The 15,021-nt window shown below is 35.4% G+C and carries 17 protein-coding genes; 2 read left to right on the top strand and 15 right to left on the bottom strand.

The features are described from left to right. Positions 1 to 108 precede the first annotated feature (108 nt). From ACLMCG_RS00600 to ACLMCG_RS00560, 9 genes are all read right to left on the bottom strand, one after another. On the bottom strand, positions 109 to 414 hold the full coding sequence (locus ACLMCG_RS00600) for an ATP-dependent Clp protease adaptor ClpS (RefSeq protein ID WP_052186520.1): 306 nt from the start codon (positions 412 to 414) through the stop codon (positions 109 to 111). A 14-nt stretch (positions 415 to 428) separates the two neighbouring features. Further along, positions 429 to 1,787, bottom strand: a complete 1,359-nt coding sequence (locus ACLMCG_RS00595; RefSeq protein WP_413958392.1) for a hemolysin family protein — start codon at positions 1,785 to 1,787, stop codon at positions 429 to 431. Between the two features lie 270 nt (positions 1,788 to 2,057). Further along, positions 2,058 to 2,921: an ATP synthase F1 subunit gamma gene (gene atpG / locus ACLMCG_RS00590; protein WP_413958391.1), complete on the bottom strand. Its 864-nt coding sequence runs from the start codon at positions 2,919 to 2,921 to the stop codon at positions 2,058 to 2,060. A 74-nt stretch (positions 2,922 to 2,995) separates the two neighbouring features. Next, on the bottom strand, positions 2,996 to 4,573 hold the full coding sequence (gene atpA, locus ACLMCG_RS00585) for a F0F1 ATP synthase subunit alpha (RefSeq protein ID WP_223600807.1): 1,578 nt from the start codon (positions 4,571 to 4,573) through the stop codon (positions 2,996 to 2,998). 16 nt (positions 4,574 to 4,589) lie between these two features. Then, complete coding sequence (atpH, locus tag ACLMCG_RS00580) at positions 4,590 to 5,129, bottom strand: ATP synthase F1 subunit delta (protein WP_223600808.1); 540 nt, start codon at positions 5,127 to 5,129, stop codon at positions 4,590 to 4,592. 2 nt (positions 5,130 to 5,131) lie between these two features. Continuing rightward, on the bottom strand, positions 5,132 to 5,629 hold the full coding sequence (locus tag ACLMCG_RS00575; protein WP_047374409.1) for a F0F1 ATP synthase subunit B: 498 nt from the start codon (positions 5,627 to 5,629) through the stop codon (positions 5,132 to 5,134). Positions 5,630 to 5,712: 83 nt separating this feature from the next. Continuing rightward, positions 5,713 to 5,907 carry an ATP synthase F0 subunit C gene (gene atpE, locus ACLMCG_RS00570; RefSeq protein WP_002979108.1) on the bottom strand — a complete coding sequence of 65 codons (195 nt, stop codon included), beginning with the start codon at positions 5,905 to 5,907 and terminating at the stop codon, positions 5,713 to 5,715. Positions 5,908 to 5,954: 47 nt separating this feature from the next. After that, the gene (atpB, locus tag ACLMCG_RS00565) at positions 5,955 to 7,052 is read right to left on the bottom strand and encodes a F0F1 ATP synthase subunit A (protein ID WP_047425399.1); all 1,098 of its coding nucleotides are present in this window, start codon (positions 7,050 to 7,052) and stop codon (positions 5,955 to 5,957) included. A gap of 59 nt (positions 7,053 to 7,111) precedes the next feature. Next, a complete protein-coding gene (locus tag ACLMCG_RS00560) occupies positions 7,112 to 7,483 on the bottom strand; it encodes a hypothetical protein (protein ID WP_223600809.1) in 372 nt (123 codons plus the stop codon). A 157-nt stretch (positions 7,484 to 7,640) separates the two neighbouring features. On the opposite strand from ACLMCG_RS00560, the gene ffh reads away from it, so the two are divergent. Then, the gene (ffh, locus tag ACLMCG_RS00555) at positions 7,641 to 8,999 is read left to right on the top strand and encodes a signal recognition particle protein (RefSeq protein ID WP_047374403.1); all 1,359 of its coding nucleotides are present in this window, start codon (positions 7,641 to 7,643) and stop codon (positions 8,997 to 8,999) included. A 71-nt stretch (positions 9,000 to 9,070) separates the two neighbouring features. On the opposite strand, the gene ACLMCG_RS00550 is transcribed toward ffh, so the two are convergent. From ACLMCG_RS00550 to ACLMCG_RS00525, 6 genes are all read right to left on the bottom strand, one after another. Continuing rightward, the gene (locus tag ACLMCG_RS00550) at positions 9,071 to 9,739 is read right to left on the bottom strand and encodes a porin family protein (protein ID WP_413958390.1); all 669 of its coding nucleotides are present in this window, start codon (positions 9,737 to 9,739) and stop codon (positions 9,071 to 9,073) included. A 70-nt stretch (positions 9,740 to 9,809) separates the two neighbouring features. Then, entirely contained in the window at positions 9,810 to 10,472 is a 663-nt protein-coding gene (locus ACLMCG_RS00545; RefSeq protein WP_413958389.1) for an outer membrane beta-barrel protein, read from the bottom strand. Between the two features lie 74 nt (positions 10,473 to 10,546). Continuing rightward, positions 10,547 to 11,203: an outer membrane beta-barrel protein gene (locus ACLMCG_RS00540; protein ID WP_223600812.1), complete on the bottom strand. Its 657-nt coding sequence runs from the start codon at positions 11,201 to 11,203 to the stop codon at positions 10,547 to 10,549. A gap of 459 nt (positions 11,204 to 11,662) precedes the next feature. After that, positions 11,663 to 12,160 carry a hypothetical protein gene (locus ACLMCG_RS00535; RefSeq protein WP_223600813.1) on the bottom strand — a complete coding sequence of 166 codons (498 nt, stop codon included), beginning with the start codon at positions 12,158 to 12,160 and terminating at the stop codon, positions 11,663 to 11,665. A gap of 145 nt (positions 12,161 to 12,305) precedes the next feature. Then, the gene (locus ACLMCG_RS00530; RefSeq protein WP_223600814.1) at positions 12,306 to 12,968 is read right to left on the bottom strand and encodes a porin family protein; all 663 of its coding nucleotides are present in this window, start codon (positions 12,966 to 12,968) and stop codon (positions 12,306 to 12,308) included. 119 nt (positions 12,969 to 13,087) lie between these two features. Continuing rightward, on the bottom strand, positions 13,088 to 14,047 hold the full coding sequence (locus tag ACLMCG_RS00525) for a PhoH family protein (protein WP_223600815.1): 960 nt from the start codon (positions 14,045 to 14,047) through the stop codon (positions 13,088 to 13,090). A gap of 133 nt (positions 14,048 to 14,180) precedes the next feature. On the opposite strand from ACLMCG_RS00525, the gene ACLMCG_RS00520 reads away from it, so the two are divergent. Beyond that, positions 14,181 to 15,008: an S-adenosyl-l-methionine hydroxide adenosyltransferase family protein gene (locus ACLMCG_RS00520; RefSeq protein ID WP_413958388.1), complete on the top strand. Its 828-nt coding sequence runs from the start codon at positions 14,181 to 14,183 to the stop codon at positions 15,006 to 15,008. Positions 15,009 to 15,021 lie beyond the last annotated feature (13 nt).

Here is a 15,021-nt window from a genome sequence, read left to right as displayed (position 1 = left end):
TTAAAAGACTTTGCTGAAGACTGCTACTCTTTGTCATTTATTGTTATTCTTCAACTTTCACCTTCGGATTCAATAAAAAAACCGGCAAGAAACTTACCGGTTTTTATTTTATACGATTTCGCTTGTTAATTCGCGCGAAATTAATTTTTCATGCATAGGCTTTAAAACATCCATTGAGCCTGTTTTTACGGTACACTTGCCCTTGTAGTGAACTAGAATCGTACATTGCTCAGCTTGTTCAAGCGTATGTTTGCATATTTCGATCAGACAGTCTATTACATAATCAAATGTATGAACATCATCATTATGCAGTACCAGTTTATAGACTTCATCCGTATCATCCAGAACGAGGACTTCTTCCTCATACTGGCGTTTTGGGTCTTCGTAATCTTTTATGCTGTTATAAAAATTCATTCTAACTGTTTGTTTTAAACTTCTCCAATTTTATCTGCCAAATGATCTATAGCATTGGGTTCTTCATAGACCAATTCTACAAGTTCCACACTTTTATTATTCATTTTCAGAATTTTGAAATGGTAGTCCTCAAGATCAAATTCCTGGTTTTCTTCAGGGATGTCTTCCAACTCATAAAGAATGAATCCGGCTAATGAATTGTACTCACTTTCTTCTGAAAGAGGCAGTTTTTTAGGTAAAAATTCATTGATTTCATCCAAAGGCTGTGTAGCCTGTACCCAATACGTATTATCTGATATTTTATCTACGATTTTTTCTTCATCGTCTTCTTCATCCTGAATTTCCCCTACCAGTTCTTCCAGAATATCTTCTAATGTAATAATCCCTTCAGTTCCACCAAATTCGTCGATAACAATAGCGATATGCTGTTTTTTAAGCTGGAACGTTTTCAGTAAATCTGAAACTTTTTTACTTTCCACAACAAAAAAGGCATCACGCATTAAATCTTTAAGATCTTCATGATCCAGATTTCCTTTTCTTTTTACAAATTCCCTGATGATCTCTTTTGTATAGAAAATCCCGATAACATTATCAATGGAGTCGATGTATACAGGAATACGGGAATATCCGCTATCCATAATCTTATTGATGATATCATTCACATCTTCTTCAAAATCTATGGAAGTAATATTTTGTCTTGGAACCATGATCTGCTTAGCAGAATGATCCGTAAAATCAAATGCATTTTTGATGATTTCGTAGTTCTCTTCTTCAATCTCCCCGCTGTCAGCACTTTGTTTTACCAAAAGCTGAAGTTCTTCTGTGGAGTGAATTTCCTGTTCGGAAGCCGGGTGGATTTTAACCAATCTCAGGAAACCGTTTGACATTGAGTTCATCAACCAGATAAACGGTTTAAAAATCGTGTAAAAAACTCTTAGGGGAACAGCAGTTGCCATTGTAGTTGCTTCAGATTTTCTGATCGCAATTGATTTTGGGATAAGCTCACCAAATACAATGTGCATGATTGTAATCAACACAAAACTTGTCACTACTGAAATTGTAGTAATTGTTGTCTGAGTAAGATCAATACTCAAAGAGGTGAAAATGTTTTCAACAATATGATGCAGGGCACTTTCTCCTACCCAACCAAGGGCAAGGGATGCCAATGTAATTCCTAATTGTGTAGCGGAAAGATATTCATCAAGATGCTTGATGATATGTTCTGCCTGTTTAGCCATAGAATTGCCTTCTGCGGCTTTTAACTGAATTTGTGAATAACGAACTTTAACAATTGAAAATTCTGCGGCTACGAAGAAGCCATTTAGTAAAACAAGAAATAAGGCCAGCAAAAGCCTGACTATGTCCGAGTCCATTTAGAGGTTGTATATATTTTATTAAGTACAAAGATATGTAAAATAAAAATAACCTGAATCCGGGATAGATAATTTTGGTTAAGGATTTTTTTTTAGAAAAAATGAAGCGATAAAACACTCTTATTTTTCAATAAAAAAAGTAATTGAGGGGATTCTTCCATTTATCTATAAAAAGATGATTTTTAGATACCGAATAGCAGTTTCAGCATTCATATAAACAAAAAAGCACCGATAATTTCGGTGCTTTTCATTGTATCTTAAAATAATTCTTTATGAATTTTTCAAAGCTTCTGCTCCGGAAACAATTTCCAAGATTTCGTTGGTAATTGCAGCCTGTCTTGCTTTGTTGTAGAAGATCTTCAGATCATTTCTCAATGCTTCTGCATTGTCTGTAGCTTTGTGCATTGCAGTCATTCTCGCTCCATGCTCAGATGCTACTGAATCCAGGATTGATTTGAAAACCTGAGTTTTGATCGATTTTGGAATCAAATTATCCAGGATCTCAGCCCTGTTAGGTTCAAAGATATAATCTGTTTCAACCTGCGATTCAGTGTTTTCAGGCATTGAAATCGGAAGAAGTTTTTCTGTAGTTACTTCCTGAGTTGCTGCATTCACGAATTTGTTATAAATAACATATACTTCGTCAAATTTCCCTTCTCTGAAGCTGGTCATTACTCCTTCAGTAATGTTCGCTACCATATCAAAGTTCAGGTTATCATAAACAGAACTTCCATTAGCATATACCGTACGGTTTCTTCTTACAGCATCATATACTTTTTTACCTACCGGCAGAACTTCAATCTCGTATTGAGAGTTGTTCTGGAACTGAAGGTTAAGCTCTTTTACGATAGAAGAGTTAAAAGCTCCTGCTAGACCTCTGTTTGAAGTAACAGCGATAAATAGTATTCTTTTAACCTCTCTTTTCTGAGCATATACAGAAATCTGATCAGGATCTGAGCTAGAATTTACATTCTGGATAAGCTCCTGTAATTTTTCAGAATAAGGTCTTAACATTACGATTGCATCCTGTGCTTTTTTAAGTTTCGCTGCCGAAACCATTTTCATAGCACGTGTAATCTGCATCGTAGATGAAATTGACGTAATTCTGCCTCGTATTTCTTTTAAGTTTGCCATTAATTTGGGTTCAAAGTTTAAGGTCTAAAGTTTAAGGCTTAAAACATTATTTTAAACCTTAAACATTGAATTTTTTAGTTGTATTTAGAAGCTAAATCGTTAGCTGCCTGCTTAAGAACTGCTGTAATATCGTTATCGATTTTACCTGCTTTAATAGCAGCCATCGTATCAGGGTGCTTAGATCTTAGGAATTCGATGTACTCATGTTGGAATTCTTTGATCTTTCTGATAGGAACGTTTCTCATTAAGTTTTCTGTTCCGGCATATACGATTGCTACCTGACTGTCTACAGGAAGTGGAGCATTTACCGGCTGCTTAAGGATCTCTACGTTTCTTTCTCCTTTAGAAATAACTGCTAAAGTAGAAGCATCAAGGTCAGAACCGAACTTAGCAAACGCTTCTAGTTCTTTATATTGAGCCTGGTCTAGCTTCAAAGTACCAGATACTTTTTTCATTGATTTAATCTGAGCATTACCTCCTACTCTCGATACAGAGATACCTACGTTGATCGCAGGACGAACCCCTGAGTTGAATAGATCAGACTCCAAGAAGATCTGTCCGTCTGTAATAGAGATTACGTTGGTAGGGATGTATGCAGAAACGTCACCAGCCTGAGTTTCAATAATTGGAAGTGCCGTTAATGAACCACCACCTTTTACGATTGGTCTTAAAGACTCAGGTAAATCATTCATCTGGCTAGCAATATTGTCATCAGCGATAACTTTTGCAGCTCTTTCCAATAATCTTGAGTGAAGATAGAAAACGTCTCCAGGATAAGCTTCACGGCCCGGTGGTCTTCTCAATAGTAGAGAAAGCTCACGGTAAGCAACAGCTTGTTTAGATAAATCATCATAAACGATCAAAGCTGGTCTACCAGTGTCTCTGAAGAACTCACCGATAGAAGCTCCTGCCATTGCAGAATATACCTGCATTGGAACTGGATCTGATGCATTAGCCGCAACGATTACAGTATATGCTAAAGCTCCTTTATCAGAAAGCGTTTTAACGATTTGTGCTACTGTAGAAGCTTTTTGACCAATTGCAACATATATACAATATACAGGCTTACCTGCATCAAAAAATTCTCTTTGGTTAATGATCGTATCAATTGCAACAGTAGTTTTACCTGTCTGTCTGTCACCAATGATAAGCTCTCTTTGTCCTCTTCCTACAGGAATCATCGCATCAATTGCAACGATACCTGACTGTAAAGGTTCAGTTACCGGCTGTCTGAAGATAACTCCAGGAGCTTTTCTTTCCAATGGCATTTCGTATAAATCCCCAGTAATAGGACCTTTACCATCGATAGGGTTACCAAGAGTATCTACTACTCTTCCTAACATACCTTCTCCTACTTTGATAGAAGAGATTCTGTTTGTTCTTCTTACTGTATCACCTTCTTTTACTAATTTACTTTCACCAAGTAAAGCAACACCTACGTTGTCTTCTTCAAGGTTAAGTACAATACCTTCTACATCACTAGAAAATTTCACCAACTCTCCGTATTGTACGTTTTCTAACCCGTATACACGAGCAATACCATCACCGATGGTTAAAACTGTACCTACTTCCTCAACGTTTGATTGAGTATCGAAGTTGGCCAATTGCTGTTTTAAGATCGCAGATACTTCTGCCGGATTTATTTCTGCCATTGTATGGTTGTTTTTCTTAATTTAATTGGAAATCTTTTTTAACTTGGTTCAATTTTGTCTTCACAGACGCGTCTACCTGCTGGTCACCTACTCTTAGAACATATCCTCCAAGAATTTCTGGCTTCACATTCACTTTCAGATCAAAGTTTGAATCAGCATTTACAAGATTTGTAGATCTTAAAATCTGATCAAGGTTCTCTTTTGAAAGAGGAGTTGCTGTAGTAAGTGTTACTCTCTGTATACCACTAAGGTCTTCTACTTTATTGATGAATTCCTGAGCGATATTTTTCAGTTGGTTTTCACGTCCATGCTTAATCACCAATCTGATCAAATTCTGAGAAGAGACAGATAAACCTTTGAAAATTTCGTTTGCTACTTCTATTTTCTTTTTAGAATCGATGTAAGGAGTCATGAAAAATTTATTTAAGTCCGCAGACTCTTTCATGATCTTTACTACATCTTTCATTTCAGAAAATACAGTAGCCGTTTGACCTGACTCATTTGTGAAATCAAGTAAACCTTGTGCGTATCTTTTAGCTACTTTAGATGTAAGCATTCTTAGTTAAGGTTTGATTTGTTTAAATAATTTTGAACTAATTCGTTTTGAGCTTCGCTGTTGTCTAATTTTTGTTTCAAGATAGACTCAGCAATGTTCACAGATAAAGTACCAATTTGAGTTTTGATGTCTGCCATAGCAGCATTTTTCTCAGCGTTGATAGTCTGTTTAGCAGCTTCGATCATTCTGTCTCCTTCCGTTTTAGCAACATCTTTAGCTTCCCCTACGATTCTGTCTTTAATTTCTCTAGCTTCTTTAAGGATAGCATCTCTTTCTATTTTAGCTTCACGAATGATTCTTTCGTTATCCTCTTTTAAAGTTTCCATTTCTTTTCTAGCTAATTTAGCTTGATTAAGAGCGTCAACAATAGATGTTTCTCTGTCATTGATAGACTTTAAAATAGGTTTCCAAGCGAATTTACCTAACAAAAATAATAATGCTAGAAAAATAACAGACTGGATAATAAATAATCCTGACGAAAACTGATGAATTAATTCCATTATATAAATGTATAAATAATTATTACTTTTTTTAAAGAACCATTACCTGTAACCAACCGTCACAGATAATGGTCTGATTTTAATTAGTTTACTGCGAATAGAGCAGCAAACGCAACACCTTCTACAAGTGCAGCTGCAATAAGCATAGCTGTTTGGATTTTTCCAGATTGCTCAGGTTGTCTAGCGATAGCTTCAAGAGCAGCAGCTCCGATTTTACCAAGACCGATACCTACACCTAGTACTACGATACCAGCACCTACAATTTTAGGGATTTCCATAATATATAATTTTAAAAAATTTGTTTTACTTTAATTTATAATTTCAATTAGTGAGCTGCATGATGTTCGTGCTCGTGCTCTTCTACAGCCATTCCGATAAACAGAGCTGATAACATTGTAAAGATATAAGCCTGTAGGAACGCTACCAATACTTCCAGTAAATAAATTACCAATGTAAGGAACGGGAATGCAACACCTGCGATAAAATTCTTGAATACATAGATCAATCCGATCAAACTCATTACTACGATGTGACCTGCAGTCATGTTTGCAAAAAGTCGGATCATCAAAGCGAATGGTTTTGTGATTGTTCCTAGTAATTCGATAGGAAGCATAATCAACTTCATTGGAACTGGTACTCCCGGCATCCAGAAGATGTGTTTCCAGTAATCTTTGTTAGCTGAGAATGTTGTAATCAGATAAGTAAGGATCGCAAGGAAGAATGTCATTGTAATATTACCTGTAACATTGATTCCGAAAGGCATTAATCCTAAAACGTTAAGGAAAAGAATAAAGAAGAACACTGTTAATAAATAACCCATAAATCTCTTATACTTATGCCCGATATTTGGAATAGCAACCTCGTCTCTTACGAAAATAATTAATGGCTCTAAAAATCTCGCAGCACCTGTAGGAACAACTGATTTTTTATAAGACTTAGCCATACCACCGAATAACACTAACATAAAGATTGATACTAATAAAATAATCAGTACACTTTTTGTAATAGAAAGATCTAGTGGTTTTTCATTAGTTGGGTGACCGTCTTCACCAAGTGTTAAAGTTCCAGCTGCATCTGTCTTATAGATTTTTTCATGGTGCAATACATAAAAAGAACCGTCTACTTCAGTAGGCTCTCCGTGCATGAACCCTTCTTTGTTACTCATGAAAGAGTGAAAACCGTTGTCATATACAATAACAGGAAGAGGGAAACCGATGTGGTGACCTTCTTTATCAACCATCAATGTGAAATCATGTGCATCCAACAAGTGATGATCGATGAACTCTTTGTTTTCTTTGCTCACTTTATCTTTCTCTGAAAGCTCTTGAGCAGGAGCTGCCCCAGCAGTAGCCTCACCGTGCTGTGCAGACACTAAGTTTAATACAAAAATACTGTAGAATAAAACTGCGAATTTCTTAAACATTGATAGGTTTTTTTCGTTGTGCAAAAATATGATATTTTTTCTAGTTTCAATAAATTATTTTACTGTTTTTTATCATGATTAATCAGCTTGATCGCATAGTATGTAAGCAGGGCTGTCAGGACAAAATAAGGTATAATAAAATGGAATTTATAGCCTGGAATCACTTCAAAGTTCAGTTTTTTTCTGATTAAGTACATCAAACCGAATTTTAAAAGAATCAAACCAATGACGGACAATCCTAAAAATTCCGGTGCTACTCTATTGATTAGGATAATAAGCGTGATCATCATCATAAACATGACGCTTAGAAAAAGATAAAATTTAATGATCACCACTTCATCCAGGTGAAAAACAAATTTCCAAAGGGAAAAATGCACCAGGAACGTCAGAAAGAATAAAATGACAACAAGAATATTGGGATTGATTTTCATTCTAAATTTTAATTGACCGCAAAAATAGACTTTTTCTATCGTATTATGATAAGATTTGATATATATCATTTTTTCTTATCTATATAATATTACGTCCCGGACACTTTAGATATGCTAAAAATTCCTTATTTTTGCAAACCTATAATTTACAATCAATATGTTTAATAGTTTACAGGATAAATTAGACAAGGCATTACATAATATTTCCGGAAGAGGAAAAATTACCGAAATCAATGTAGCGGAAACCGTAAAGGAGATCCGTAGAGCATTGGTAGATGCCGACGTTAACTATAAAGTTGCAAAAGATCTTACTAAAAGAGTTCAGGATAAAGCATTAGGAGAAAACGTTCTTACTTCCCTTACGCCGGGACAGCTGATGACGAAAATTGTTCATGATGAATTGGTAGACCTTATGGGAGGTTCCCAGGAGGGAATCAATCTTTCAGGAAAGCCATCTGTAATCCTTATTGCAGGTCTTCAGGGTTCTGGTAAGACTACATTCTCAGGAAAGCTTGCTAATTATTTACAAACAAAAAGAAATAAAAAACCTTTATTGGTAGCATGTGACGTTTACCGTCCTGCTGCAATTGACCAGCTAAAAGTTTTAGGTGGACAAATCGGGGTTCCTGTTTTCACAGAAGAAGGTTCTACAAATCCTTCTACGATTGCTGAAAACGCAATTAATTTTGCAAAATCAAACGGTCATGATGTTGTGATCGTGGATACAGCAGGTCGTTTGGCAATTGATGAGCAGATGATGAACGAGATTAAATCTGTTCATTACTTCATTAAACCAAATGAAACGCTATTCGTTGTTGATTCAATGACAGGTCAGGATGCTGTGAATACAGCAAAAGCATTCAACGATGCTTTGAATTTTGACGGGGTTGTTTTAACAAAATTAGATGGTGATACCCGTGGTGGAGCCGCTTTAACGATTCGTTCTGTTGTTGAAAAACCAATCAAGTTCATCTCTACAGGAGAAAAAATGGAAGCTTTAGACCTTTTCTACCCGGAAAGGATGGCGGACAGAATCCTGGGAATGGGAGATGTTGTTTCCTTAGTAGAAAGAGCTCAGGAGCAGTTTGATGAAGAAGAAGCTAAAAAACTTCACAAAAAAATCGCTAAAAACGAATTCGGTTTTGATGATTTCCTAAAGCAGATCAACCAGATCAAGAAGATGGGTAATATGAAAGACTTGATGGGAATGATTCCTGGGGTTGGAAAAGCGATCAAAGATGTAGAGATCAGTGATGATGCATTTAAACACATTGAAGCGATTATCTACTCTATGACCCCTGAAGAAAGAAGAAGACCTTCTATCATCAATACTCAGAGAAAAGGAAGAATTGCTAAAGGTGCCGGAAGAAAAATCGAAGATGTGAATCAACTAATGAAACAATTCGATCAAATGGGTAAAATGATGAAGATGATGCAGGGTCCTCAAGGAAAGCAAATGATGCAGATGATGAGCAAGATGCCAAATATGCCTGGAATGGGTGGAATGGGAAAATAAAAAGACAAAATCATTCATAAAAAAACTCTCAGAAATTCTGAGAGTTTTTTGTTTTTATTCTGAATAGGAGTTTATTTAAACTTATACCCTAGTCCCAACTGGAAGAAATTCATTTTTAATGTTTCACCATCCACAGGGTTTTTGATCATATTGGTAAGACCAAAGCTGTAACGGGCATCTACAAACAATCCTTTATGAATGCTGTAATCAGCCCCTAGGAATAAACCAAAATCGGTAGATTTTAGACCATCATTCAGTTGTCTTTCTAAATAACGCTCTCCTTCTTTAAGCCCTGAAGGATCTACCATCCCGGCATTGGGACCACTTACTTCAAATTTTACTTTATTATTCGTTTTAAAACTTACGTAAGGACCTGCATAAATTCCCAGTTCCGGCGTTGCATAATATCTTGCCGATACGGGAATAACGATTCTGTTAAGGTTCATCTTTTCAGTTAAGGTAAAACCAGTACCTGATATTCCAACTTCTGCTTTACCGCCAAGATTGGCATATTCTACCTCTCCCTGAACGGCAAACTTATTATTGAATTTATGTTCAACCAAACCGCCAACATAGAACCCTGACTTGGATTTTAAACTTGCTTCAAATCCACCAAATTCAAAATCCCCTTCACTGGAATTTAATTTTGATAAAGCATAACCTGCTTTTACCCCGAATGTAGTCTGTGCATTTAAACCTGCAAATAAAGCGATTGCAGACACTAATAAGATTTTTTTCATGATTATTAAATAGTTTTATTAAAGAAGTCCTAAGATAACAATCTCAGGACTAACACCTATATTTTATTTATTATTTCGTAAATACATATTTAACTCCAAAAGTCACGGAAGTTAAACTGATGCCAAATTTGTAATCATCAGCTCTTCTGGCACCATCTATGTCTCTTTTGTAAGTATTGTATCCGAATTCACCTATTGTTGCTTCAATTGACCAGTTCTTCGTTATAAAATAATCCAGACCCGGCTTGATATTAACTCCAATATTGGTGTAATTATTTTTTTGTGTAAACGGAGCGGAAAGTATAGGATCTCCGCCATTACCTTCATTGTTAAAATCCAGTTTTTCCTGGCCAAATTCCAATGGAACCTGTAATTGTCCGAAGATGTATAACTTATCAGATAAAGTCCAGTATTTTCTTACGAATGGAGCTACTACAAAAGCATTATCTGTATCTTTAATTTCCATTACATTGCTAATCGCTGCATTCCCCACTTTGTATTTTGTAACAGCACTTTTATAGCCTACACCAAGTCCCACGGCTAAGTTAGTAGTAACGAAATACCCAGCTGTAGGAAGGATTCTGATCACATCATCCTTTCTTATAGTGCTGAATTCGTCCTTTTCACTGTGATAATATCCTACCTGTCCTGAAAGATAAGAAGTTCCTTTTGCAATCTGTGCGTTTGATAAACCGAAAAGCGCAACAGCGCCCATCAATACGATTTTTTTCATGATTATTATATTAGTTTTGTATAGAAAAAAGCCCTAAGAGTTTCTCAGGGCTTTCTTGTTATATGCTTTGTTTATTACTTTGCAAATACATATTTAACTCCGAAAGTTACAGAAGATAAATTCAATCCGAAGTTATAGTTGTTTGTAGCATCACCATCTTTTGGCTTGTAGTTGTTGTAACCAAACTCACCGATAGTAGCTTCGATAGACCAGTTCTTGTTCAAGAAATAATCTAAACCTGGCTTAACAGTAACACCAATCTGAGTATATTTAGCTTCAGTAGATGTAGAAGTAGAAGCAGTAGTATTTCCAGAAGTAGTTACAGAACTGTTTTCAGTTTCAGTTTTTCCAAACTGCATTGGCACTGCTAACTGTCCGAAGATGTATAACTTCTCAGACAAAGTCCAGTATTTTCTTACGAATGGAGCAACAACGAAAGCAGGCTTCTTAGTAATATCCTTGCTTACAGTAGTCCCAAGAGGAGTAGTTAGAGTTGAAGTCTCAGTTGTCTTTTCAGTTTCGTAACCGATACCTAATCCAACAGCTAAGTTAGTGTTTACGAAATATCCAACTGTAGGTAATACGTTGAAGTTTTCTTTTTTATAGTTACCATTGTCAGTTTCTTTTTGAGAATAACCAACAGATCCTGATAAATATGTAGTTCCTTTAGCAATCTGAGCGTTTGATAAACCAAAAAGTGCAACAGCACCCGCTAATAATATTTTTTTCATTTTAAAAAATTTTAATACTTTCTGAGGGCAAATTTACAGTGGTCCCCACTAATATTAAAATTTGTTAATGTGATTAATATCATTGTTAAAATTTAGGGTTTTATAATAATAAATCCTACTTAAGAGAATATGTTGAGTTTTTCACAATATTATGAATAAAAAAACTACATTTTATTAACAAGAGGAGAATATGTTTACTTTTTTAAATTTTCACATTTTTCCTAAGACCCCATGAATTCTGGGAAAATGCTAAAATCAATTAACCTAAACTACTAATTTTAAAGTTATTAACTCTTAAATCTAAACAAACGTTTATAATATGAGATTATTTTTATCTTTTTCTAATCGCTGTAAGCATTTTATTTCAAAAGTTTCTGATAAAAGACCCGTACAGGCTGTTTATATTATATCAAAAAAACTCCGGCCTTCGGCCGGAGTTCAGTTATTTTTCAACTGTCTTTATTTGATAAAGAAATTAAATCCTAAGTTTACAGCTCCTACACTCCAGTTGTCTCTGTACCAGCCATAATCACGTCTGTTACTGATAGACTGATATCCGATGTACAACTCTCCTTTGGACATCTGGTATCCAAATTTAGGCTGTGCATAGAAACCACCATCTACCCCATCCTTTGTAGAAATACCATATCCAAGGTCTAATCCTACAAAGATAGGAGCTCCTTTAAATTTATATTTCCCGGAAACAGCTACAGGAATAAATCCGAAATCATCAAAGTGATCTTTTCCGAAGAAGTGAGAATACCCTGTTGTTACCCCAAGGTCAAAACCTTTAGCAATATTCCACATATAAGCAGCATCTACTCCCAATGTAAATGAAGATACATCACTTGCATCAGACACAGGAACACCAATATGTCCGCCAATTTTAAAACCTTCCTGCGCTTGAGCAGCACCTCCTAAAAGTGCAAAAGCACCTAGTAATAATAGTTTTTTCATTTTTTTTAGTAGCTTTAAATTACCCTGCAAAAGTACTAATTATTTTCATCATAAAAATAGAACCGGTCTCTGATATCTGTATAACGATAGAAAGCAGGACAAAAATCGTCCTGCTTTCTATTATTTCTAAATAAGATTTTCAGAATTAGTTTCCTCCGAATTTGAAACCTACACCCACCTGAGCAAAGCTGTTCTTTACAGTACCACCGCTGTTGTCATTAGAAAGGTTGGATACTCCTAAGCTGTATCTTGCATCAAAGAAAAGTCCGTTTTCCAGCATATATTCAACGCCTAAGAAAGGGGCAAGGTTTAAAGATTTGATATCTTTTTTAATATCTACTTCACCGCCTTCACCTTCCATTTCTACATCAAGGAAATCTGAACCAATTACAGTCTTTTGTTTAGCTGTAAGGATAATTCCAACGTTAACACCTGCGGCTACAGAGAAACCTTCTGTAATAAAGTATTTTGCAGAAACAGGCACTAAAAGAGTCCCAAAAGTCACTTTAGTTGACTCACCAAAATACATCCCTCCAGCATTTACTCCATCAATTTTTTCTTTAGCTCCCAGTGGTGAATACAAAACCTCACCCTGAACAGCAAAATTATCATTGAATTTGTACTCAGCCATCCCACCGATATAGAAGGTATATTTAGGAGACATTTTTCTTCCGTCAAGATCATCCTGCTTATCGTCTAATTTAATCGTAGACATTGCGAAACCAGCTTTTGGACCAAATCGAAATTCTTGTGCGTTTGCAGAAATTCCCATAACAGCGACCGCTGCAACAAGTAAAAGTTTTTTCATGTTTAGTTAGTTTTTACATTTTAAGGTCTGCAAAACTAACTATTTTTTTCAAATTAACAAATTTTAACTAACCAATTTAAGGTTAATAAAAGGTTAACAGAAATTTTCACTCATTTTTACTAGTCATTTCTCATTCTTTTCTCTTCATCATTATAGGCAAGAATAATCTTTCTTACAACAGGGTGCCTCACTACATCCTCTTCTGTAAGATGTACAAACCCGATTTCCTTTACTCCGCTTAAAATCCTCATAGCTTCTTTCAGCCCGGATTGTTGTTTTGGTGGCAAATCGACCTGGGTAGGATCTCCTGTGATAATAAATTTAGCATTCATCCCCATTCTGGTTAAAAACATTTTCATCTGAGAATGGGTCGTGTTCTGAGCTTCATCTAAAATTACAAAAGCATCATCCAGCGTTCTTCCTCTCATGAATGCCAATGGTGCCACTTCAATTACTTTTTTCTCAATAAAGCCTTCCAGTTTTTCATGAGGAATCATATCCCGAAGTGCATCATATAAAGGCTGTAAATAGGGATCCAGTTTTTCTTTAAGATCACCCGGCAAGAACCCAAGACTTTCTCCCGCTTCTACAGCCGGTCTTGTCAGAATGATTCTTTTCACCTCTTTATCCCTTAAAGCTCTAGCTGCCAATGCTACACTAGTATACGTTTTCCCCGTTCCGGCAGGACCTATTGCAAAAACCATATCTTTTTTCTCGGTTTCCTTTACCAGCTTCTTAAGATTGGTTGTTTTAGCCTTAATGACTTTTCCGTTTACTCCTTTTACAATAATGTCCTGATCGAAAACCAGTTGTTTCTCGTTTTCGTCTTTAATATTCAGGATATTTTCAACGTCTTTCAGCCCAATTGAATTGTTTTTAGAAATAAAACGGACAATATCATCCAGTTTTTGCTTTAGTATATCTAATGCTTCCTGATTTCCCATCGCAAAGATATAATGATCTCTTCCTGTAATTTTAATGGTTGGAAAGCTTGATTTTATTAAGTTGAAATATTGGTTATTAACTCCATAGAAGATTTTCGCATCGATATCTTCCAAATCATATGTTAATTCAAACATGCAGTATTTTTATTTTTAGATTTTAAAATTAAAGCTTTTTTTCAAATTTATATCAAATTCTTTTCAACAATCTTTCGGGCTTTCTTTTTATTTTAAATAACTTTGCAATACTACACTATTCTATAAATTGCTCATGTCAATTATTACCCTTACTTCGGATTTCGGAAATTTAGATTACAGAGTTGCCGCTGTGAAAGGCAAAATTCTGTCTCTAAACCCTGAGGTTAATATTATTGATATAACCCACGATATCCAGGCATTCAACCTTATACAGACTTCGTATATTGTAAGAAATGCTTATAAATATTTTCCAAAAGGAAGCATTCACATTATTTCCGTAGACAGTTTTTACAACAGGTCTAGAAAAAATATAATTTATAAAGCCGACGGATCCTACTTTTTAGCGGCAGATAATGGCCTTTTAAGCCTTATCTTTTTTGATATTAAACCGGAAGCTATCTATGAACTTACCCTGAACAATCGTTTTGATGACATCATCAACTTTACTTCTACAGACATATTTGTACCTGCAGCGGTACATCTAGCCAATGGTGGACTTCCTGAGGTAATAGGACGAAAAATACATTCAGCTAAACAACTGATGTTCCCAAGGGCGGTTTATAATGAATCAGAAGGCATGATTATCGGAGAAGTAACTTATATTGATAATTTCGGAAATATAATCTCAAATATCAACAAAGATTTTTTCGAAAATATCAGCAAAGGCTATGATAATTTTACCATAAAATTCAGAAATTTAAGTCTTTCAAAGATATTTTCCAGCCACACGGAGGTTGTTTCAGATTGGGAAAGGGAAACAGAATTCCATGGGCAGTCTGCTGCTATTTTCAATGATAGTCAATTATTGGAGCTTACCATCTACAAAGGAAGCAAGAAAAACGGCGCCAAAAGCCTGTTTGGACTGAATGTAGGCGAAAATATTTATATTGAATTCAGCTAAGATTATATATTTC

The organism is Chryseobacterium sp. S90 (genome assembly GCF_047444895.1).
Classification (GTDB): Bacteria; Bacteroidota; Bacteroidia; order Flavobacteriales; family Weeksellaceae; genus Chryseobacterium.
Note: the sequence above shows the minus strand (reverse complement) of the source record. Positions and strands in the feature narration are given on the sequence as shown.